The sequence below is a fragment of the Pseudomonas brassicacearum subsp. brassicacearum genome (genome assembly GCF_008801605.1).
Classification (GTDB): Bacteria; Pseudomonadota; Gammaproteobacteria; order Pseudomonadales; family Pseudomonadaceae; genus Aquipseudomonas; species Aquipseudomonas brassicacearum.
This window is the reverse complement of sequence record NZ_VZPJ01000001.1, coordinates 937666-955877: the sequence shown is the minus strand read 5'-3', so window position 1 is coordinate 955877 and position 18212 is coordinate 937666. Positions and strand designations below refer to the sequence as shown.

Annotated in this window: 19 protein-coding genes; 11 read left to right on the top strand and 8 right to left on the bottom strand. The window is 61.4% G+C overall.

Features of this window, described 5'->3' with window-relative positions; all coding sequences use genetic code 11:
* The first annotated feature begins 278 nt into the window (after positions 1 to 278).
* Positions 279 to 857 (top strand): histidine phosphatase family protein, encoded by a 579-nt coding sequence (locus F7R20_RS04205; protein ID WP_003200027.1) that lies wholly within the window; start codon positions 279 to 281, stop codon positions 855 to 857.
* Complete coding sequence (cobF, locus tag F7R20_RS04200; protein ID WP_003200029.1) at positions 854 to 1612, top strand: precorrin-6A synthase (deacetylating); 759 nt, start codon at positions 854 to 856, stop codon at positions 1610 to 1612. The genes F7R20_RS04205 and cobF overlap by 4 nt, the downstream gene beginning before the upstream one ends.
* 169 nt (positions 1613 to 1781) lie before the next feature.
* Here cobF and ftrA read toward each other — a convergent pair whose 3' ends face one another.
* Positions 1782 to 2741 (bottom strand): transcriptional regulator FtrA, encoded by a 960-nt coding sequence (ftrA, locus tag F7R20_RS04195; protein WP_003200032.1) that lies wholly within the window; start codon positions 2739 to 2741, stop codon positions 1782 to 1784.
* Between the two features lie 101 nt (positions 2742 to 2842).
* Here ftrA and F7R20_RS04190 point away from each other — a divergent pair, with 101 nt between their 5' ends.
* The 4 genes from F7R20_RS04190 to F7R20_RS04175 all read left to right on the top strand — a co-directional run bounded on the left by F7R20_RS04190 (position 2843) and on the right by F7R20_RS04175 (position 6388).
* Positions 2843 to 3277: a rhodanese-like domain-containing protein gene (locus tag F7R20_RS04190; RefSeq protein ID WP_003200034.1), complete on the top strand. Its 435-nt coding sequence runs from the start codon at positions 2843 to 2845 to the stop codon at positions 3275 to 3277.
* Between the two features lie 286 nt (positions 3278 to 3563).
* Positions 3564 to 4343 (top strand): ABC transporter substrate-binding protein, encoded by a 780-nt coding sequence (locus F7R20_RS04185; RefSeq protein WP_003200036.1) that lies wholly within the window; start codon positions 3564 to 3566, stop codon positions 4341 to 4343.
* A 151-nt stretch (positions 4344 to 4494) separates the two neighbouring features.
* Entirely contained in the window at positions 4495 to 5607 is a 1113-nt protein-coding gene (locus tag F7R20_RS04180; RefSeq protein WP_003200038.1) for a M14 family metallopeptidase, read from the top strand.
* 64 nt (positions 5608 to 5671) lie between these two features.
* Positions 5672 to 6388 carry an alpha/beta hydrolase gene (locus tag F7R20_RS04175; protein ID WP_003200040.1) on the top strand — a complete coding sequence of 239 codons (717 nt, stop codon included), beginning with the start codon at positions 5672 to 5674 and terminating at the stop codon, positions 6386 to 6388.
* A 141-nt stretch (positions 6389 to 6529) separates the two neighbouring features.
* Here the strand turns inward: F7R20_RS04175 and F7R20_RS04170 are convergent, their stop codons facing one another.
* The 5 genes from F7R20_RS04170 to F7R20_RS04150 form a co-directional block, all read right to left on the bottom strand.
* On the bottom strand, positions 6530 to 7117 hold the full coding sequence (locus tag F7R20_RS04170) for a DcrB/PsbP domain-containing protein (RefSeq protein WP_003200042.1): 588 nt from the start codon (positions 7115 to 7117) through the stop codon (positions 6530 to 6532).
* 86 nt (positions 7118 to 7203) lie between these two features.
* A complete protein-coding gene (locus F7R20_RS04165; protein WP_003200044.1) occupies positions 7204 to 7989 on the bottom strand; it encodes a hypothetical protein in 786 nt (261 codons plus the stop codon).
* A 239-nt stretch (positions 7990 to 8228) separates the two neighbouring features.
* Positions 8229 to 8510, bottom strand: a complete 282-nt coding sequence (locus F7R20_RS04160) for a hypothetical protein (RefSeq protein WP_003200045.1) — start codon at positions 8508 to 8510, stop codon at positions 8229 to 8231.
* Positions 8511 to 8731: 221 nt separating this feature from the next.
* Positions 8732 to 9757 carry a purine-nucleoside phosphorylase gene (locus F7R20_RS04155; protein ID WP_003200047.1) on the bottom strand — a complete coding sequence of 342 codons (1026 nt, stop codon included), beginning with the start codon at positions 9755 to 9757 and terminating at the stop codon, positions 8732 to 8734.
* A 46-nt stretch (positions 9758 to 9803) separates the two neighbouring features.
* A complete protein-coding gene (locus F7R20_RS04150) occupies positions 9804 to 10754 on the bottom strand; it encodes a nucleoside-specific channel-forming protein Tsx (protein ID WP_003200049.1) in 951 nt (316 codons plus the stop codon).
* Between the two features lie 299 nt (positions 10755 to 11053).
* Here F7R20_RS04150 and selD point away from each other — a divergent pair, with 299 nt between their 5' ends.
* Entirely contained in the window at positions 11054 to 12088 is a 1035-nt protein-coding gene (gene selD / locus F7R20_RS04145; protein ID WP_003200050.1) for a selenide, water dikinase SelD, read from the top strand.
* A complete protein-coding gene (mnmH, locus tag F7R20_RS04140) occupies positions 12088 to 13191 on the top strand; it encodes a tRNA 2-selenouridine(34) synthase MnmH (RefSeq protein WP_003200052.1) in 1104 nt (367 codons plus the stop codon). The genes selD and mnmH overlap by 1 nt, the downstream gene beginning before the upstream one ends.
* 136 nt (positions 13192 to 13327) lie before the next feature.
* Here mnmH and F7R20_RS04135 read toward each other — a convergent pair whose 3' ends face one another.
* Positions 13328 to 14002, bottom strand: a complete 675-nt coding sequence (locus tag F7R20_RS04135; protein WP_027912578.1) for a hypothetical protein — start codon at positions 14000 to 14002, stop codon at positions 13328 to 13330.
* Between the two features lie 317 nt (positions 14003 to 14319).
* Here F7R20_RS04135 and F7R20_RS04130 point away from each other — a divergent pair, with 317 nt between their 5' ends.
* The 3 genes from F7R20_RS04130 to F7R20_RS04120 all read left to right on the top strand — a co-directional run bounded on the left by F7R20_RS04130 (position 14320) and on the right by F7R20_RS04120 (position 17532).
* A complete protein-coding gene (locus F7R20_RS04130) occupies positions 14320 to 15018 on the top strand; it encodes a glutathione binding-like protein (RefSeq protein WP_003200057.1) in 699 nt (232 codons plus the stop codon).
* 190 nt (positions 15019 to 15208) lie between these two features.
* A complete protein-coding gene (gene hemB, locus F7R20_RS04125; protein WP_003200059.1) occupies positions 15209 to 16183 on the top strand; it encodes a porphobilinogen synthase in 975 nt (324 codons plus the stop codon).
* A 254-nt stretch (positions 16184 to 16437) separates the two neighbouring features.
* A complete protein-coding gene (locus F7R20_RS04120) occupies positions 16438 to 17532 on the top strand; it encodes a DUF1615 domain-containing protein (RefSeq protein WP_003200061.1) in 1095 nt (364 codons plus the stop codon).
* 109 nt (positions 17533 to 17641) lie between these two features.
* On the opposite strand, the gene F7R20_RS31860 is transcribed toward F7R20_RS04120, so the two are convergent.
* Positions 17642 to 18154 (bottom strand): hypothetical protein, encoded by a 513-nt coding sequence (locus tag F7R20_RS31860; protein ID WP_033028182.1) that lies wholly within the window; start codon positions 18152 to 18154, stop codon positions 17642 to 17644.
* Positions 18155 to 18212 lie beyond the last annotated feature (58 nt).

The window sequence follows — 18212 nt, the reverse complement described above, 5'->3', positions numbered from 1 at the left end:
GTGTTGAATTTCTTTCATAACTCCTGAAAACAGTATTTATGTAGCTGGTGCTACATGTCCAGTGGTTTTTACGTTCCGTTTAAAATGCTCGAATATTGTGCGAAACCCTTGTAGGAGTTGGTCCCGGCTGAGTAGACCAGGTATGTCAGTCGATACTTCTGGCGATGTCGGACATAACGCCTTTTTGTCTCATTTATTTGATTTCGTATAAGGTGCTGTACAACTAAAAGCATGAATATCCCGCCCATGCGACCTTTTCGATTGCCTGAGAATCCAGTGTGCAAGCCACTCGTCTGACCTTGATCTGCCACGCCCGCACCGCCGCCCAGAAGCAGGCGCGCTTTGGCCTGGACGAATCGCTGGACGCCGACTGGCTGGCACGCCGCGCGCAGGTCGAGCATCGCTACCGAAATGTCCGGCAACTGCTGTGCGGGCCGGAACTGCGCACGCGCCAGACCGCCGCGTTGTTCGGCGCCGAGCCCGAGCAGGACCAGGCCCTGGCCGATTGCGATCTGGGACGCTGGCGCGGATTGTCCATCGATGACTTGCTTCAGGCTGAACCGCAAGCCCTGCAAAGCTGGCTCGACGATGCCGAGGCGGCTCCCCATGGTGGTGAATCTGTCGCCCAGTTGTGTCGCCGTGTCGGGGGTTGGCTGGCCAGTCTGGAAACCCGGCCAGGACATCTGCTGGCCGTCACCCACCCCTTCGTGATCCGCGCAGCCCTGGTGAATGTCTTGGGTTGCCCGGCCGCCACATTCAACCGGATCGACATTGAACCGTTGTCCACCCTCGAATTGCGTTTCAACGGCGTATGGCGATTACGCACCCAGGGACCTGGCCAGGAGGCGCCGCGATGAAGAAATTGTCAGTCATCGGCATTGGGGCCGGCGATCCGGATCACCTGACGATGCAGGCAGTGAAAGCCTTGAACCGCTTGGAGGTGGTCTTTCTCATGGACAAGGGCCCGGCCAAGGACAAACTGTTGGACCTGCGGCGCGAAGTCTGTCGGCGCTACATCGTTGATCGCACCTACCGTTTCGTCGAAGCCTACAGCCCGGAACGCCAACGCGGCGACCTGGACTACAAGGACAGCGTCGAAGCGTTGAACCGCGCTAAACAGGCCACCTTCGAACGCTTGATCAATGAAGAACTGTCCGACGGTCAACGGGGTGGTTTTCTGGTGTGGGGCGATCCGGCGCTGTACGACAGTACCGTGCGCATCCTGCAGGCGATCCTCGATGCGGGCCGCTGCGCCTTCGAATTCGAGGTGATCCCCGGCATCACCAGCGTCCAGGCCTTGGCCGCCCGGCATAAAGTGCCTTTGAACAGCATTGGCGGTTCGCTGGAAATTACCACCGGACGCCGGTTGGCGGCGGGGCAGGTGGGTGATGCGGCGAGTGTGGTGGTGATGCTCGATGCCGAGGACGCCTATCGCCAGGTGAGCGATCCGGATACGCACATCTACTGGGGTGCCTATGTGGGGACGCCGGATGAAATCCTTATCGCCGGCCGCCTGGGGGACGTGGCCGATGACATCGAACGCACCCGTAAGGCCGCGCGCAAGGCCAATGGCTGGATCATGGATACTTATTTGTTGCGTAAACCTCAATGACGCTTGCACATCAACCTGTGGCGAGAGGGCATGTGGGAGCAAGGCTTGCCCGCGATACAGGCGATGCGGTCTTCCAGAAATCGAGGCGCTCATATCGCGAGCAAGCCTTGCTCCCACATATGTGCCCTCACCACAGCAGCGTTCGACAGCTTCATCACCAGTAGGCTATTTACCCCCGCCCAAACCGCTCCCGATACACCGACGGCGCCAACCCGACGACGCTGCGAAACGCCACGCGAAAGCTTTCCACCGAGCGGTAGCCGCACAGTTGCGCGATGTTGTCGGTGTTGTCCCCGGTGCTTTCCAGCAATTCGCGGGCCCGGGCCAGGCGTTCATGTTGCAGCCAGGCCTTGGGCGACACGCCGCAGGCCTGGGTGAAATGGCGCAGGAAGGTGCGTTCGCTCATGGCCGCCTGGCTGGCCAGTTCGCGCACCCCGAGGGGTTCGTGCAGGCGTTCGCGGGCCCATTGCATGACACTCGACAGGTCGCTGCGTGGCGTGCGGCTGACCGGCGAGGGAATGAACTGCGCCTGCCCGCCCGTACGTTGCGGCGACATCACCAACCGGCGTGCCACGGCGTTGGCGACCTGGACGCCATAGTCCCGTGCCACCAGGTGCAGGCAGGCATCGATACCGGCGGCGCTGCCCGCCGAGGTGATGACCTGTCCTGAATCCACGTACAGCACATCCGGGTCTACCCGCACGGCCGGAAAGCTTGCGGCCAGTTCGTCGGCGTAGCGCCAATGAGTCGTGGCGCCCAGCCCGTCGAGCAACCCGGCGGCGGCGAGTACGAAGGCACCGGAGCAGATCGACAGCAGGCGCGCACCACGGGCGTGGGCCCTGCGCAGTGCTTCGAGCAACGCCTGGGACGGTGGTTCGCTGCGGTTGCGCCAGCCTGGCACGATGATGGTCCGGGCGGTTTCGAGCAGTTCCATACCGCCATCGGCCAATATCTGGAAGCCGCCCATGGCGCGCATCGGGCCGTCATCGACCGCGACGATCCGATGCGTGTACCAGGGGAAATCGAATTCCGGTCGCTCCAATCCGAAGATCTCGACGGCGACACCGAATTCGAACGTGCACAGGCCGTCGTAGGCAAGAATCGCGACCAGACCAGGGTTAGGCTGCATTTGGCGGAAAATTCCCACAGAGTGTCTTGTGCGCCACTGTAGCGGTAAGCATCGGGGGGATAAAGTCTCTTCACGCCTTATCTATCCTGGAGTACACGCCCATGACCAGCCTGGTTCGCGAAGTGCCTGCTGCCCCCTCCGATATCGCCCTGCAGCATTTCAGCCGTCGCCTGACATTCGAAACTGATTGTTCCGACGTTCACGCCAGCCAACAGGCCGGCAATATCGATTTTGTGCTGGTGGATGTACGCGGACCACTGGCCTACGAACGCGGCCACGTACCCGGGGCGATCAACCTGCCAACCCGCACGCTCACCGCCCAGGCGCTGGCCGCCTATGCCAAGACCACCCTGTTCGTGGTGTATTGCGCTGGCCCGCATTGCAATGGCGCGAACAAGGCGGCAGTGCGCCTGGCAACGTTGGGCTACCCGGTCAAGGAAATGATCGGCGGCGTCATGGGCTGGCTCGATGAAGGCTTTCGCCTGAGCGGTACAGTGGAGCGCATGGCGGAGGAGGCGATCAGCTGCGACTGCTGAGACAGCGCAAACAGCTCTTTGTGGGAGCGAGCTTGCTCGCGATGACGGCGGCACATTCGGCATTGAGGCACGCTGACGCACCGCGATCGCGAGCAAGCTCGCTCCTACAGAACTTCGGCGTTACAACACGGCATTAGTGGCTTTTTATAAGTATTTGTCGCCTCAACATAATTCCCCTCCCGAGTGCCCCTCTAGACTCCCGGCCACTTCGGTTTTTGCTGACCGAACGCTGCTTACGAATCTGCCTATAACGATCAATAAAATACCTGCGCACTCAGGAGCGAAAATGAACAAGCTAGCCATGTTCGGTGCCCTGGCACTGTCCGTATTGTCCCTGTCGGCCGTGGCCGAAGAGGCCAAGCCGATCCGCCTCGGGATCGAAGCCGGTTACCCGCCTTTTTCGATGAAAACCCCCGACGGCAAGCTGACCGGCTTCGATGTCGATATCGGCGACGCCCTCTGCGAGCAGATGAAGGTCAAGTGCACCTGGGTCGAGCAGGAGTTCGATGGCCTGATCCCCGCGCTGAAAGTGAAGAAGATCGATGCGATCCTGTCGTCCATGACCATCACCGACGATCGCAAGAAAAACGTCGATTTCACCATCAAGTACTACCACACCCCGGCGCGGTTCGTGATGAAGGAAGGCTCCGAGGTCAAGGACCCGCTGACCGAGCTCAAGGGCAAGAAAGTCGGTGTGCTGCGTGCCAGTACCCACGACCGTTTCGCCACTGAAGTGCTGGTGCCCGCCGGGATCAACCTGGTGCGCTACGGCTCCCAGCAGGAAGCCAACCTGGACATGGTTGCTGGTCGCCTCGACGCCATGCTGGCCGACTCGGTCAACCTCGACGACGGTTTCCTGAAGACCGATGCTGGCAAAGGCTTCGCCTTCGTGGGCCCGACCTATGAAGACGCGAAATACTTCGGCGGTGGCGCCGGCATTGCGGTGCGCAAGGGCGATAAGGTCCTGGCCGACAAATTCAACGCCGCCATCAGCGAAATCCGCGCCAATGGCACGTACAAGAAAGTGCAGGACAAATACTTCGCCTTTGATGTCTACGGGCATTAATCGGTAAGAGCTGCTGTAGGAGCTGCCGAGCGAAGCGAGGCTGCGATCTTTCCACTGCCAGTTGAGTCCAGAGCGAAAGATCAAAAGATCGCAGCCTCGCTTCGCTCGACAGCTCCTACACAGCTCCTACGCCTAGTCATTCGGAGATTTCATGCAACGCATCGACCATACCCTGCCATGGAGCCACCTGGGCACCGAGCGTCGGCTCAGTGTGTTTCGTTACGGCCATGGCCCGCGCAAGGTTTATATCCAGGCCAGCCTGCACGCCGACGAACTGCCGGGCATGCGTACTGCCTGGGAGCTGAAGCAGCGGCTCAACGACCTCGAGGCGCAAGGCCTGCTCAAAGGGGTGATCGAGCTGGTGCCGGTGGCCAATCCCATCGGCCTGGATCAACATCTGCAAAGCGCCCACATGGGGCGTTTCGAACTGGGCAGTGGCAAGAATTTCAACCGCTCTTTCGTGGAGCTCAGTGCGCCGGTGGCGCAACGCATCGGTGATCGGCTGGGTGACGACCCGGCCGCCAACATCACCTTGATCCGCCAGACCATGGCCCAGGTTCTCGACGAGCTGCCGGCGCCGCTTTCGCAACTTGAAGCACTGCATCGCCTGCTGCTGCGCCATGCCTGCGACGCCGACATCACCCTGGACCTGCATTGCGATTTCGAGGCAGCGATCCACTTGTATGCCTTGCCGCAACAGTGGCCGCAATGGCGCTCCCTGGCCGCACGCTTGAAGGCCGGGGTGGCGTTGCTGAGTGAAGATTCCGGTGGCAGTTCGTTCGACGAGTCCTGCTCCTCACCCTGGTTGCGCCTGGCCAAAACCTTTCCGGCGGCGTCGATCCCAGCGGCGAACCTGGCGACGACGCTGGAGCTGGGCAGCATGGGCGACACTCGCGTGGAACAGGCCCAGGCCAATTGTGAAGCCATCCTCGGGTTTTTGGCCGAGCAGGGTTTTATCGCCGGGGACTGGCCATCCGCCCCCGCCGAATGCTGCGAAGGCTTTCCGTTCGAAGGCACCCAATACCTGTTCGCGCCGCACCATGGTGTGGTGAGCTTCCTGCGTGAGGCCGGTGAATGGGTGGAGCGCGGCGATCCGCTGTTCGAAGTGGTCGATCCGTTGAATGATCGGGTCACCACCGTGCGGGCTGGCACCAGTGGCGTGCTGTTTGCCCTGGACCGCGGGCGCTACACCCAGCCGGGCATCTGGCAGGCAAAAGTCGCCGGGCGTGAACCGATTCGTACGGGGAAATTGAGCAACGACTGATAAGTGCTGTCTACCTCACCGCACGCTTCTTGTCGTGCGGCTATCGAACGATGGAGGAAGATTGATGTTTAAAGCGCTCGCCCTGTTTCTATTGCTGGTCTCGTCCGGGTTGCAAGCCCAACCCTCGCTGCACACGGACTTGCCGCTCAACTACCTGGCCCAAGCCGATGAGCAAGCCGGCAACCGCCCGCTGGTGATCTTCCTGCACGGCTCCGGCAGCAACGAACAGGACCTGTTCGAACTCAAGAGCGAGTTGCCCCGGGATTACAACTACCTCTCGGTGCGGGCGCCGAAGAGCATGGAACAGGACCGTTATCAGTGGTTCGCGAAGACGGGCGACGGTGCCTACGACGGTGACACCTCGGACTTGAAGGCCAGCGGTCAGATGCTGCTGGACTTCATCGACAAGGCTCGGGCCAAGTACTCGACCGATGCGAGCAAGGTCTACCTGGTAGGGTTCAGCCAGGGCGCGATGATGAGCTACGAAGTGGCCCTGCGACACCCCGAAGCCGTCGGCGGTATTGCCGCAATGGGTGGGCGGGTCCTGTCAGTGCTGCGGGCGGAACTGACCCCAGATGAATCGCGCCGGACACTGGCGGTGTTCATCGGCCATGGCACGGCAGACCCGATCATTCCCTACCACGATGGTACCGAGGCCAACAGCTTCCTGAAGACCCTGGCGCTGGAACCGGAATTCCATGCCTACCCGGGCGTCGGCCACAGCATCAGCGCCCTGGAAGTGCAGGACCTGCGGGCCTGGCTGGAGCGGCTCAATCCCTGACTACCCTAAGCCCTTGTGGGGAAACCCTGTGGGAGCCGAGCTTGCTCGCGATAGCGGTGGGTCAGCTTGCGTCAATGCCAGGATGTGCCAACGCCATCGCGAGCAAGCTCGGCTCCCACATTCCCACATGTTCCGGGGCGCTTATTTACCGCTGGCGATCTGTTTCACCAACGCTTCATGACCGGCCTTGTCGCTGGCCCGGGAGATGATCTGCACCACGGCCATGTGCGTGCCGGAGGCACCCAGCAGCGTGGTGTCGAGGGTTGGCCCGCCGCCCTGGGTCGCGCTGGTGTCGAGCTGACGCAGGCCCAGGCCGGTGCCTTTTTGGGTCAGGCTTTTTTCGCTGAGGATCTTGGCGTCCGGCAGGGCCTTGATGCGTTGGGCGGCGAAGTCGGCCATGGTGGTGTCGAGGAATGCACCATCGTCGTCCTTCACATTCGTACCGTTGACGATGGTGTTCTCAGCGGCAATCACCACGGTCCTGCTGGTGGCATTGCTGTACATCGTCCCTGTCGCCCCAGCGGTGCCCTGGGCCACTTCACCAGCGGGTAGCGGCGTCGCCGTGAAGCCCTTGGGCAAGGTGAAGGTGAACTTGCCGCCGAGCATCGACACTTTCTGCGCCGGTGCATCGCCGGCAGGTTTGGCCGGGGCCGCTTGGGCGGATACCACGACCAGGCTGGCGATGGCCCCCAGCAACAGGGCGGCGGCTTGTTTACTCAGCAATGACATTGAAACGCTCCACAGATGGTCGTGCCTGGAGGCCGATCATCCCATGGGCGTCGCACCTGACTCCAGCGCCAGTGCAGAAGAGACCGTCATTTTGGCGAAAGGTGTGCGGTGTCGCCGGGCGGTGGCCGCACCAGCAGGCGTCGGGTCACCAGCAACATGGCCATCGACACCGCGACGCCCAAGGCAAAGGCGGGCATGCCCAGCATCGGCAGGGCGAGGGCCAGGGTCAGGCAGAAGGCGGCGAAGCAATACATGCCGGTGGCCGTCGCCCGCAGCAGCGCGGCGGTGAAGGCCGGTCCCCGGGTTTGTTGGGAGAACACCGCCATGACACTGCCCAACACCGGGAATACCGCCAGCAGCCCGCTCCAGCGCTCGCCCACGGTACTGGCCAGCAGCGTCACCGCCAGGGTCAACAGCGCGCCGGCGATCATGCGCAGCAGCAATTTGTCGGATTTGGCCGCCGGCCCGTTCATCACCGGTCGGACCGTCGGGAACAGATATGGCGCCGCCAGCAGCGCGACCAGGGCGATCAGGCTCGACAACGGCAGCGAAGCCGGTAGCCAGGACAGGATCAACGCCACCAAGGCCCAGACCCCTAGCGCGATGCCCAGCGCCCAGGGCCAGTTGCGATGCTGGGCGACCTGGGCGTACACCACGCAGAAAGCGATCATCGCGAACATCGCCGCCAGTGCCGCGGTCGCCGACTGCGCGGCAAACAGCTCGCCTTGTTCCACGGCCAGGAACAACAGGATCGGTCCCACTACGACGGGCAACCCCGAGAGCCAGCCGGCCACGCTCGGCCCCCAACGCCTGCCCGCCCGGGAAATCAGCAGCAGGAACGTGGGAATCACCAGCAATTTGAGCAGCAGCACGCGGTCATCCTTGTCAGTCGTCGAGGCGCCACGTTAGCACCGCCCGCACCGCAAACCCACTGTGGGGGCGAGCTTGCTCGCGATGGCGGCCGCACTGGCACGAAAGACCCTAAGGCTCAACCCCACGCAGCACTGAAACGCCGCGCCAACCCCTCACGCTCGAAGTGTTCGGTGATGAAGTCGATAAAGGCGCGAGTCTTGGCCGGCAAGGACACGCTCGATCACCCGGCCTGAAGCACTCAGTCGGGTTCCACGTCCAATTGCAGGCTGTCGTCTGCCAGGCGTTTGGCTCGCCGGACAATGCCGCTGATGCGTCGGCCTTCGGCATTGAACACCACGAGCTGGGCCTTGTGCAGATCCTTCGGCAGCGGAGGTCGCACGTGCAGCGTGAACCATGGCGGTCTGCCGTCGTCAAGGCGTTTGACGTCGAACTCGCAGCTGACACTTGTGGTATTGCGACCAAACATCGTGTCGAGAGCGTAATCAAGATGAGTGCTGTCGGCAGCAGGGTCGAGGGACATCGGCGGTCTCCTGGATGGGTACGCACGGCTGATGTTCAAGTGATTCTTCCCGCAATGGAAAATTCCATTGAGTGATCTGTAGAGATTAGCCTCAATCTGTGGGAGCAAGGCTTGCCCGCGATGCAGGCGCCTCGGTTCACAAAGGACCGCGTCGACTTAATCGCGGGCAAGCCTTGCTCCACAGATCATTCCCTTCTCCCCAAGAGCCGGGCGGCTGTTGATCAAAGACCAGGCACGCCGTCTTTCCACGCCGACCAGTTTTTCACAATGTCCTGCACCAGCGGGTTGCCGGTGCGGAAGAGGTTTTCCAGCGCCGGGACGAACGCGCCCTGGTCGGCATATTTGAGCAGGTTGTCCACTTCGTTGCCGCCGGGCTCGGGGCGGTCGAAATCGGACCCGGCCCGCAGCACGGCCAGCCGGTTGATGTCCACCCGGCCTTCGCGGCTGGCCCGGAGCAGGGCCTCGTAGGTGGAGTTGTCTTCCTGTTGGGTGGTGCAGTAGACACCTTTGTTATCGGTGAGCAGGCGGGTCCAGACTTCGGCGCGCTCGCTCAGGCGCGTACCGGAGAACCAGGTGTTGCCGGCCAGGGTGTCGCAGCGGGTCACCACCGGCGGCTGGTTGGCCGGGGCGTACGGATACTTCAAGCGCCAGGCCGCCGATTCCTTGCTTTCCGCCAAGCTCACCTTCTGGCTGAGGGCAAAGGCCTTGGCTTGCAGGGCCGGGTTGAGTTCGAAGACTTCCGTCTTGTAGTCCAGCGGCGGCTTTTCATTCGGCCCCTTGGTATTGATGCCCAGGTAGCCGGTGGGCCAGTCCTTGGGCACATCCCGCGAATCCAGCTCCCACTGGGTGCCGAACTCCACCAGGTAATGGGCCCAGGCCGTCGTGCCAAGCGTGCCGTGGTGCGGGTTGATGCCGGCGATCCCGGCCACCAGGAAATAGCTTTTACGCAGGTCGACGGTGGGGGAGAGCGCCAGGGCCAGTGTCGAGGCGGCAGCGTTGGTCTGGCCCATGCTGGTGATCAGCAGGCAGACCCGTTCGGCATTGCAGCGGATCGTCGGATACTCGGCGGACAGCCCCGGCACGCGGATTTCAGTCTTGAGTTCGAGGCGTTCGATCCAGTTCTGCGCCTCGGGGGCGAACATCGTGATCAGCATCACTTTGGGTTGAAGCGGCGGCGCGGCCCCGGCAGTCGAGCAGAACAGGGCCGTGCAGGCCAGGCCGATTGAAATAGACAGGCGATTGATCATGTATTCGTGACCTCCATGGATTCGAAGTGGTGCTTCTACGGTTTGCTCAGAATTGATAGCCAACCCCGGCGTAGTATCCCCAGCCATCGGAGCGGGCGCGGAAGTTGCCGTCGCCAAAGTTAAGCTCACTGCCGTCCTGCCAGTTGCCGCCGTTGTGAAAGTAGCGGCCCACCAGCGTAAAGCGCAGGTGCGTGAACGAATACAGCAGGACGTTGGTGGCGACCGTGGCGTTGGCGGTCCGGGCAGGGTTGTCCTTGTGCAGGTCCGAACCGAAATCGAAGTTGGTGAAGCCAATGTAAGTCAGGGATGCGCCGTTGCTGAACTGGCTGATCGGCACGATGTATTTGAGCTGGGCGCGGTAGCCGTCCCAGGAGTATTCATTGCTGGCGCCATAGTTTTCCCACTGATAACGACCATAGAAGTTGGCCGACAGGTTGACCCTCGAGTGGGTGTCGATGTCGGTGCCCAGGCCGCTGTACAAGGTGTTCGCACGATTGGCGCTGTTGCTGCCGTGATCGTAGATCCAGTCGAACGCCACATACCACTCCTTGAACGGACCGATGGCCAGGCTGCGACCGGCAAGGTAGTCGATGGAAATACGCGGTTCGTGCTCCATGAATACGGGGGAACCGTGGTCCCACACACCTTTGTCGTGACTGTTGCCAATGTTGAAAATCTTTGGAATGTCGACGTAGCCATAGAGCTCGAAGGGCCCTTTGCGTCCGAAGTATTCATATTCCAGATAGACATCGTCGACCGGTTGCGGGCCGAAGCTGATGTCCTTGCTGCCTATGAGCGTCAGGTCCTGGTTGTACCAGTCCGAGAGGTAAGCGCCTTTTTTCGAGGGGGTAGCCTCGGGGCTGAGGGCTTCGCCCTGGGCGGACGCCTCGGCGGTTTGGGCTTGGGTCGTGGTGCTGAGTAGTCCGGTAACGGCGGTCAGTAGCAGGGCGGCTGCCAATACGCCGGGTGTAGCGCGACACCGGGAAGTGCAGTGCATGGAAAGTCCTTGTTCGTGCGGGCCGAAGCCCGGGTTCCGTGGTTGAAAAAAAGCCATCGATCCGCTGGGTAGGATCGATTGCGCAAACGTTTGCACATGTCGTACCAGTTTTTTGTATTGGCTTGAAATGCATGGGGTTCAGGCTTTTTTCCTGTCCTGTTGGTCAGGCTTGGTGCACCGAATTCGGCAGCGTCGTATGAAGTGGCACCAACGTGTTGCAGTAGCATGTGCTCGACGCGGCACTGAGTCGGTGGCGTTGCTGGTAGAATCGGCCATCTTGACTGACCAGAGGTATGCCCATGAGCGAGCCGATTCGCCTGACCCAGTACAGCCACGGCGCCGGCTGCGGCTGCAAGATTTCGCCCCAGGTACTGGAAGTGATCCTGGCCGGCAGCGGTGCGCAGAACCTTGATCCCAATTTGTGGGTCGGCAATGCGTCCCGGGACGATGCTGCGGTGTACGCCATCGACGAGGAGCGCGGGGTGGTCTCGACCACCGACTTCTTCATGCCGATTGTCGATGATCCTTTCGATTTCGGTCGCATCGCCGCCACCAATGCCATCAGCGATATCTACGCCATGGGCGGTGACCCGCTGATGGCCATTGCGATTCTCGGCTGGCCAGTCAACGTATTGGCCCCGGAAATTGCCCGGGAAGTGATTCGCGGCGGTCGCTCCGTGTGCGACGAGGCCGGTATTCCCCTGGCCGGCGGGCATTCGATCGACGCGCCTGAGCCGATTTTCGGCCTGGCGGTCACAGGCCTGGTACAAAAGCGCCATATGAAACGCAACGACACGGCCACCGCCGGTTGCCGCCTGTACCTGACCAAACCCCTGGGTATCGGCATCCTCACCACGGCGGAAAAGAAAGGCAAGCTGCGCGCCGCCGACGTCGGCCTGGCCCGTGACTGGATGTGCACCCTCAACAAACCTGGCAGCCGCTTCGGCAAGCTCGACGGCGTGACGGCGATGACCGACGTCACCGGGTTCGGCCTGCTCGGTCACCTGGTGGAAATGGCCGACGGCAGCCGACTGACCGCGCGCATCCGCTATGACGCGGTGCCGCGCCTGCCGGGTGTCGAGTACTACCTCGACCAGGGGTGTGTGCCGGGCGGTACGCTGCGCAACTACGACAGTTACGCCAGCAAGGTCGGTCGGGTCCAGGAACTGCACAAGCGCGTGCTGTGCGACCCGCAGACCAGCGGCGGCCTGCTGATTGCCGTCACCCCTGAAGGCGAGGCCGAGTTCCTGCGGGTTGCCGCTGAACTCGGGCTGGCGCTGGAACCTATCGGCGAACTGGTCGAGCGACAGAGTTACGCGGTCGAGGTGTCTTGATGAGCAATGACATCACCGATTACCGCGACATCTTCCTCAACGACCGGCCGATGATGGACACGCGCGCCCCGGTCGAATTCATCAAGGGGGCCTTCCCCGGCGTGATCAATTTGCCGTTGATGACCGACAGCGAACGGCAACGTGTCGGTACCTGCTACAAACAGCAGGGGCAACAGGCCGCCATTGTCCTGGGGCATCAACTGGTGTCCGGCGAAATCAAGGCCGAACGCATCCGGGCCTGGGCCGAGTTCGCCAAGACCCATCCTGACGGCGTGCTGTATTGCTTTCGCGGCGGCCTGCGTTCGCAGATCGTACAGCAATGGCTCAAGGATGAAGCGGGCATTGATTACCCCAGGGTCGGCGGCGGCTACAAGGCCATGCGCACCTTTTTGCTGGACACTGTCGAGCAGGCGGTAGCCCAATGCGACCTGGTGCTGCTGGGCGGCATGACCGGCACCGGCAAGACCGAAGCGCTGGGGCAACTGAGCAATAGCCTGGATCTGGAAGGTTATGCCAACCATCGCGGTTCCAGCTTCGGCAAACGCGCCACCGGCCAGCCTTCCAACATCGATTTTGAAAACCGCCTGGCCGTGGACGTACTGAAAAAACGCGCCAGTGGCATCGAACAATTCGTGCTTGAAGATGAGAGCCGTGCGGTCGGCAGTTGTGCCTTGCCGCTGCCCTTGTACCAGCGCATGCAACAGGTTCCGATGGTCTGGCTGGAAGACAGCCTGGAGCATCGGGTCGAGCGGATCCTGCAGGATTACGTCATCGACCTGTGCGCGGAATTTGTCGCCGTACATGGCGACGAAGGTTTCTCGTTGTTTTCCGAGCGGTTGCTGGCAAGCCTGGACAACATCCACAAGCGCCTGGGCGGTGACCGTCACCGGCGCCTGATGAACATCCTGGAAACCGCCCTGGCCGAGCAGGCCAACAGCGGCGCCGTCGACTTGCATCGCGGTTGGATCGAAGGCTTGCTGCGCGAGTATTACGACCCGATGTACGTGTTCCAACGGGAAAAGAAGGGGCTGCGGATCGAGTTCTCGGGGGAGCAGGCGGCGGTGCTGGAATATCTGCGGGAGCGTGTGCCCCGGGGAGGGTGACCACAGGTTTGATATCCACTGTCAATCCCTGTGGGACCGGGCTTGCCCGCGATAGCGGTGTTTCAGTCACATCAATATCAATGGGTCTGACGCTATCGCGAGCAAGCTCGCTCCCACAAAGGGAATTAGCGACTGATCAAGTCGGACAGGCTTCCTTGCCATTGTCCAAGCCTTGCTTGTAGCTCTGGCTGGTGAGGCTGGCCTTGCCGTTGTGCCAGGTCAGGGTCAGCACATACAGCGAATCAAAGTCTCCCGAGGCCCAGTCTTCGGTAATGGTTTGCTCCTTGCCGACCGCCTCGCCGGCGACCTTGTTGATCAGCTCCGGCAGGTAGCCATGGGACCAGGCGGTATAGATGGTGGCGTTGTGGTACTTGTCGTGCAGCAGTTCGTCAGCCAGGTCGCTGGTGTCGTTGGCCGAATAATTGATGTTCACCGGCAACCCGAGCTTGATGGCGCTGGGGCTGATGGTCATCAGCGGGCGAATATAACTGTAGGAGTTGTCCTGCTCGCCCTCTTCGACATTGCGGGTCGGGTTGGCCGCGAACACGTAGTCGGCCTTGCCGAATTTTTCCGGCAGCAGGGTGGCCAGGTCGATGGCGCGGTTGAGGCCCTGGCAGTTGAGTTGGCCCAGGCCACCGGCGGGTTTCTCGGCGTGGCGCAGGAACACCAGGGTCTGCACGCCGTCGGCTGGTTGGGCCCGGCTGATGCTGGATTCCAGCGCCAATCCCAGGCCGCAGACCACAAGCAGCGTCGGCAGCAGTAGCCACGAACGGTGTTTGAAGCGTCTGGCGAAATTCAGTGGGTTCATCATCGAATAATTATTCTTCAGCACTCTTGAGTCAGGCTGACAAACCCTGGCACCACGAAGCGGCTGGCTTCGGGTGTTTTCCCTGTCGTTACGCCGCGTTGAATCCTCGGGGGCATTGCTCAGAGTCCCTTCAAGCCCTTTGGTTCGATCCTGGCGGGTCCCGGTGCACTGTAAGGCCTCCTGTGTGGAGGTAGGGCGAATGTTAGCGACAGGATGTTGCGGATTTAAGAAGGGCCGATGTGAATTCCGTGACGGGCAGTGATGCCGTCCCGTACATCTTGGATTATCCTCGGGCTTTCCTTCATTTCCGAGCCGACCCCATGCCCGACTTGACCCCATTCCCCATCACCGAAAAGTGGCCTGCCCAGTACCCGGAGTGGATCCAGCTCTACTCCCTGCCCACCCCCAACGGCGTGAAGGTCTCGATCATGCTGGAAGAGATCGGCCTGCCGTACGAGCCCCACAAAGTGGACTTCGCCAGCAACGACCAGTTGTCGCCCGAGTTCCTTTCCCTGAACCCCAACAACAAGATCCCGGCGATTCTCGATCCCCATGGGCCGGGCGACCAGCCGTTGGCTTTGTTCGAGTCGGGGGCGATCCTGATTTATCTGGCGGACAAGAGCGGGCAGTTGCTGGCGCAGGAGTCGGCGGCGCGCTACGAGACGATCCAGTGGCTGATGTTCCAGATGGGCGGGATCGGGCCGATGTTCGGGCAACTGGGGTTCTTCAACAAGTTTGCTGGCAAGGACTACGAGGACAAGCGGCCGCGCGATCGCTACGTCGAGGAAAGCAAGCGCCTGCTCAAGGTGCTCGATGGTCGTCTGCAAGGGCGTGACTGGATCATGGGTGAGCGCTATACCATCGCGGATATCGCCACGTTCCCCTGGGTGCGCAATTTGATCGGATTTTACGAGGCCGGTGATTTGGTCGGTATCCAGAATTTCCCCAATGTGACGCGGGTGCTGGAGCGCTTCCTGGCTCGACCGGCTGTGGCGCGCGGGTTGAAGATTCCGGAATGAGTTAAACCCGACGACTCGCCGATTCGATTACAAGCCACCGGCTGACGTGCATCAATGGCTCGCTGACCTTGCGAGTAGATTATTGCCTGGCCGGTAACACTCTGTTTTCCACCCGCCGTTTGTGCCCTGGCCGGCCAGGGCATAAGCTTTGCTCTTTGTGATCGAGCACCCATTTCTGCCCAGGAGCCCCATGTCCAGCCAGTTCCCCGAAGCACGTCCACGCCGTCTGCGTCGCAATGCAAGCCTGCGCAGCTTGTTCCAGGAAACCGAGTTCACCTTGAACGACTTGGTGCTGCCGATTTTCGTCGAAGAAGAAATCGATGATTTTGTGCCGATCAAGAGCATGCCCGGCGTGGTACGCATTCCTGAATCGAAGCTGGCCGGCGAGATCGAGCGCTATGCCCGTGCCGGCATCAAGTCGGTGATGACCTTTGGTGTGTCCCATCACCTGGACAACGACGGCAGCGATACCTGGAGCGAGCGCGGCCTGGTGTCGCGCATGGCCGGGATCTGCAAAGACGCAGTGCCGGAGATGATCGTGATGTCCGACACCTGCTTCTGTGAATACACCGATCATGGTCACTGCGGTGTGCTCCACGGCGATGAAGTGGACAACGACCGGACCCTGGTCAACCTGGGCAAGCAGGCCGTGGCGGCGGCCCGCGCCGGTGCCGATGTGATCGCGCCATCGGCGGCCATGGACGGGCAGGTCCAGGCGATTCGCCGGGCCCTGGATGAAGCCGGCTTCAGCCAGACAGCAATCATGGCCTATTCCACCAAGTTCGCCTCGGCACTCTATGGCCCGTTCCGCGAGGCCGGCGGCAGCGCGTTGAAAGGCGACCGCAAGAGCTACCAGATGAACCCGATGAACCGCCGCGAAGCATTGCGCGAATCCTTGCTCGACGAGCAGGAGGGTGCCGATGCGCTGATGGTCAAGCCGGCCGGTGCCTACCTCGATATCATCCGCGACATTCGCCAGGCTTCGAACCTGCCGTTGTCGGCTTATCAGGTCAGTGGCGAATACGCGATGATCAAGTTCGCCGCCCAGGCTGGTGCCATCGACGAAGCCCGCGTGGTACGCGAGAGCCTTGGCGCCATCAAGCGGGCGGGGGCAGACCTGATCTTCACCTACTTTGCCATGGACCTGGCGCTGAGCGGGATCTGATCCTGCACTGCCCCCGGAGTTGGCTGTGAGTCCATGTTCACCGCCATTCCCACATGGTTTTAGATGATAGGAGATTCTAGGTACACCACCATTCTCCTGTGGGAGCGAGCTTGCTCGCGATAGCGGTGGGTCAGCTTGTATCAGTGTTGCCCGTGCCGCCGCCTTCGCGAGCAAGCTCGCTCCCACATTGGGCATAGCCCGCATCCACTTTTGATCGTATGGTTGCTCCGGAATAACGAACCCGATGGAGCACCATGCAATTCAACCGATTGATGATCAGCCTTGCTGCGCTGCTGGCCTTGGCCGGTTGTGGCAGCCGTCAGGCGCAGGAGCCTGAGCGTCAGCCTGCTGAGGTCAAGAAGCAGATTGTGCAGTTGTTGCCGGCCAAGACTGTGGATCGCGAAGGCTGGGCGACTGACATCTACGTGGCCTTTGCAGCCCAGCAGATTCCCTCTACCACGCAGAACATCTGTGCTGTCCTGGCGGTGACCGAACAGGAGTCGACGTTCCAATCCGATCCGCCAGTGCCGGGGCTGGGCAAGATCGCTCGTCAGGAAATCAACCGCCGGGCGGCGAAGGTGCACATTCCGGAGCTGTTGGTCAGTGGCGCACTCCAGGTGCGTTCGTCCAACGGCAAAAGCTACAGCGATCGGCTCAATGCGGCGCGTAGCGAGAAGGAGCTGAGCGAGATTTTCGATGATTTCATCAGCATGGTGCCGCTGGGCAAGACACTGTTCGGCGGTTTCAATCCGGTGCACACCGGTGGACCGATGCAGGTCAGCATCGCGTTTGCCCAGGCCAATGCGCGCAATTATCCCTATACGGTGGAAGGCTCGATTCGTCGCGAAGTGTTCAGTCGTCGTGGCGGGATGTATTTCGGCATCGCGCATTTACTGGGCTATCCGGTGAGCTACACCGAGCCGTTGTATCGTTTTGCCGATTTCAATGCTGGCTGGTACGCCAGCCGCAACGCAGCTTTCCAGCATGCGGTGAGTGTGGCGTCGGGCATTTCCCTGGCGCTGGACGGCGATCTGATTGCCCATGATTCCATCATGCCAGGCAGTACGGAACTGGCGGTGCGCACGCTGGGCAAGTCGTTGGGAATGCGCAACCCGACCATTCGCGATCAATTGGAGCAGGGTGACAGCCTGGCGTTCGAGGACAGCAAGCTCTACAAGCGCGTGTTCGAACTGGCTGAAAAGGCCGAGGGCAAAGCGTTGCCACGGGCGGTATTGCCGGGGATCGTGCTCAAGAGCCCAAAGATCACGCGCAAGCTGACCACAGCGTGGTTTGCCAAGCGGGTGGATGAGCGTTATCAGCGATGCATGGCGCGAGCGTCGGGGCGTTAACCAGGCGTTGGCGCGTGAAAAAGCCCGGTGGATGAGGCCGGGCTTTTAGGGGGATGGGTTTGGTGCGGGATCAGTCTCAAGCGGTGTATCGGGTAGGCTGCCAGGCAACTCATGCGTGGTTTTCGATCAGGCGATCAGAGCCACCCTCAGCGACACGACGTTCCAGCAAGCGATCGGCACCACCTTCGGCGACGCGGTTTTCCATCAGGCGGTCGGAGCCACCTTCAGCGACACGACGTTCCAGCAGGCGATCGGCACCGCCTTCAGCGACGCGGTTTTCCATCAGGCGGTCGGAGCCACCCTCAGCGACACGACGTTCCAGCAAGCGATCGGCACCACCTTCGGCGACGCGGTTTTCGATCAGGCGATCAGAGCCACCCTCAGCGACACGACGTTCCAGCAAGCGATCGGCACCACCTTCGGCGACGCGGTTTTCGATCAGGCGATCAGAGCCACCCTCAGCGACACGACGTTCCAGCAAGCGATCGGCACCGCCTTCAGCGACGCGGTTTTCGATCAGGCGATCAGAACCGCCTTCGGCGACGACGGGTTGGGACGAGGCGGCAAATACGTTGGCGGCCAGTACAGAGAAAGCGAGGCTGAGGATGACTTGGCGTTTCATGATGGTGTGCTCCGGGGGTGCAGTGGTTTGTGTGGGGCCATTGTTGTCCCGGGCGATC

What these genes read in the sequence shown, in the direction of transcription:
- F7R20_RS04150 (WP_003200049.1), bottom strand. Translation starts at nt 10,754, where the DNA reads ATGCACTGCACTTCCCGGTGTCGCGCTACACCCGGCGTATTGGCAGCC.
- F7R20_RS04160 (WP_003200045.1), bottom strand. Translation starts at nt 8,510, where the DNA reads ATGTCCCTCGACCCTGCTGCCGACAGCACTCATCTTGATTACGCTCTC.
- F7R20_RS04135 (WP_027912578.1), bottom strand. Translation starts at nt 14,002, where the DNA reads ATGATGAACCCACTGAATTTCGCCAGACGCTTCAAACACCGTTCGTGG.
- F7R20_RS04170 (WP_003200042.1), bottom strand. Translation starts at nt 7,117, where the DNA reads ATGTCATTGCTGAGTAAACAAGCCGCCGCCCTGTTGCTGGGGGCCATC.
- F7R20_RS04185 (WP_003200036.1), top strand. Translation starts at nt 3,564, where the DNA reads ATGAACAAGCTAGCCATGTTCGGTGCCCTGGCACTGTCCGTATTGTCC.
- ftrA (WP_003200032.1), bottom strand. Translation starts at nt 2,741, where the DNA reads ATGCAGCCTAACCCTGGTCTGGTCGCGATTCTTGCCTACGACGGCCTG.
- F7R20_RS04175 (WP_003200040.1), top strand. Translation starts at nt 5,672, where the DNA reads ATGTTTAAAGCGCTCGCCCTGTTTCTATTGCTGGTCTCGTCCGGGTTG.
- F7R20_RS04120 (WP_003200061.1), top strand. Translation starts at nt 16,438, where the DNA reads ATGCAATTCAACCGATTGATGATCAGCCTTGCTGCGCTGCTGGCCTTG.
- selD (WP_003200050.1), top strand. Translation starts at nt 11,054, where the DNA reads ATGAGCGAGCCGATTCGCCTGACCCAGTACAGCCACGGCGCCGGCTGC.
- hemB (WP_003200059.1), top strand. Translation starts at nt 15,209, where the DNA reads ATGTCCAGCCAGTTCCCCGAAGCACGTCCACGCCGTCTGCGTCGCAAT.
- F7R20_RS04180 (WP_003200038.1), top strand. Translation starts at nt 4,495, where the DNA reads ATGCAACGCATCGACCATACCCTGCCATGGAGCCACCTGGGCACCGAG.
- F7R20_RS31860 (WP_033028182.1), bottom strand. Translation starts at nt 18,154, where the DNA reads ATGAAACGCCAAGTCATCCTCAGCCTCGCTTTCTCTGTACTGGCCGCC.
- F7R20_RS04190 (WP_003200034.1), top strand. Translation starts at nt 2,843, where the DNA reads ATGACCAGCCTGGTTCGCGAAGTGCCTGCTGCCCCCTCCGATATCGCC.
- F7R20_RS04130 (WP_003200057.1), top strand. Translation starts at nt 14,320, where the DNA reads ATGCCCGACTTGACCCCATTCCCCATCACCGAAAAGTGGCCTGCCCAG.
- cobF (WP_003200029.1), top strand. Translation starts at nt 854, where the DNA reads ATGAAGAAATTGTCAGTCATCGGCATTGGGGCCGGCGATCCGGATCAC.
- mnmH (WP_003200052.1), top strand. Translation starts at nt 12,088, where the DNA reads ATGAGCAATGACATCACCGATTACCGCGACATCTTCCTCAACGACCGG.
- F7R20_RS04155 (WP_003200047.1), bottom strand. Translation starts at nt 9,757, where the DNA reads ATGATCAATCGCCTGTCTATTTCAATCGGCCTGGCCTGCACGGCCCTG.